Consider the following 1845-nt stretch of genomic DNA (forward strand, 5'->3'; position numbering starts at 1 on the left):
CCGCGCGAAGCGCCACGATCCAAGGTTAACACGGGGATTTTGGCGCGATTAACCATGCGAATAGCATTGGCCGCCGCGTCTGAATCTGCTGGATTAAGTAAGATTGCTTTCACCCCACGAACCGTCAAATCTTCAATGTTCGATAGTTCCTTGCTTGGGTCGTTTTGTGAGTCGAGCACGATGAGTTTATATCCCAACTCTTTTGCCTTGGCTTCAGCGCCGTCTTTCATCGTCACGAAGAAAGGGTTGTTTAAGGTGGAGACTACAATAGCCAGTGTGTCAGCTGCCTTTGTCATCATAGAAAAAGAAGCCAACACCAATAAGGTTGAAACAAGAGTAATCAGTTTTTTCATCTTTATGTCCTTGGTCTTGTGTGATCGAGACAGCACATTTCGACTCGTTATTACGTCATTAACAACAGATTATTTACTTCGATTATCCACGAGTACCGCCAGTAATATTACGACTGCTTTTGCAATCATTTGATAGTACGACGAGACATCTAAGAGATTCAGAGCGTTATTTAAGAAACCGATAATTAGGGCACCAATCAGAGTCCCTATAATTCGGCCCTTGCCTCCCATTAAGCTAGTTCCACCGAGTACCACTGCGGCAATAGCATCTAACTCATAACCCATACCAGCTGTCGGTTGCGCAGAAGATAGCCGCGAGGTAACAATGATGCCGGCAAGTGCTGCGAGAAAACCACAGATCGCATATACACCGATTTTAATTCGATCAATATTGATACCAGATAATCTTGTTGCCGCCTCGTTGCCGCCAAGGGCATAAACGTAACGGCCGAAACGCGTGTGGTTGAGTACATACCAACCAGCACCAAAAACGACGACCATAATCCAAACAGGAACAGGAATACCAAACGCATAGCCTGTACCGAACCAAGCAAAACTATCGGCAGTATCAGTAAAGCCAGTTGAAATGGGTCGACCGTCGGTATAAACCAAGGTTACGCCGCGCAGCAAGGTCATAGTCACTAAGGTTGCTATGAAGGCTTGCACCCTCCCCTTTGAAACAATCACACCACTAATAGCGCCGAGCAGTGCACCTGCGAGCAATGACGCAGGAACTGCGATCATTACCGGCACCTCTAAACCAATCATGCTCGCACAAATAGCACCACATAATGCGAGTACCGAGCCCACACTTAAGTCAATGCCAGCGGTCAGAATCACAAAGGTCATGCCCACTGCGATAATCGCGTTGACAGATGTTTGGCGTAAGATGTTGAGTAGATTATCAACCGTAAAGAAATTCGGGTTTAGAAAAGACACCACTACAATCAAGAGCAATAAAGCGATTAATGACTTCTGCTCAATCAGCCATTCTTTGCTGAAAATTTTGTTACGCACCGCATCGACCACGTTTATGCCTCCACTTCCGCTGTTGTCGCTTGCTGTTGAGTTTGACCCACCGCACATGCCAAAAGTAACTCTTGATCAGCCTCTTCAGCCTTGAACTCACCAGTCAGTTTGCCTTCATGCATTACCAAAATTCGATCACTCATACCTAGTACTTCTTGCATTTCGGACGACACCAAGATGATGCTCATACCCTGCTCTTTAAACTGGTTAATGAGTTGATAAATCTCTTTCTTCGCGCCCACATCTACGCCACGTGTCGGCTCATCCAGGATAAGCACATCGGGTGATGTCATAAGGCCTTTTGCAATCGATACTTTCTGTTGGTTTCCGCCAGAGAGATTACCAATCATCTGCGACTGGCTTGGCGTTTTCACATTGAAGGCTTTGATAAACTCATCCACTTGCGCACGTTCTTGTGCCGTTTCGATGCGTCCTGTTTTGGTTAAGTCTTTTAAAGAAGACA

3 protein-coding genes are annotated in these 1845 nt (G+C 46.0%); all 3 read right to left on the bottom strand.

All coding sequences use genetic code 11. The features are described 5' to 3' along the window. On the bottom strand, positions 1-353 hold a 353-nt coding region (locus tag A3739_RS15815), incomplete at its 3' end, for a substrate-binding domain-containing protein (RefSeq protein ID WP_156502618.1). A gap of 69 nt (positions 354-422) precedes the next feature. Then, positions 423-1382 carry a ribose ABC transporter permease gene (gene rbsC / locus A3739_RS15820; protein WP_231877081.1) on the bottom strand — a complete coding sequence of 320 codons (960 nt, stop codon included), beginning with the start codon at positions 1380-1382 and terminating at the stop codon, positions 423-425. A 2-nt stretch (positions 1383-1384) separates the two neighbouring features. Beyond that, a partial coding sequence (locus A3739_RS15825; protein WP_156502619.1) for an ATP-binding cassette domain-containing protein occupies positions 1385-1845 on the bottom strand: 461 nt, incomplete at its 5' end.

This window comes from Oleiphilus sp. HI0067 (genome assembly GCF_001635735.1).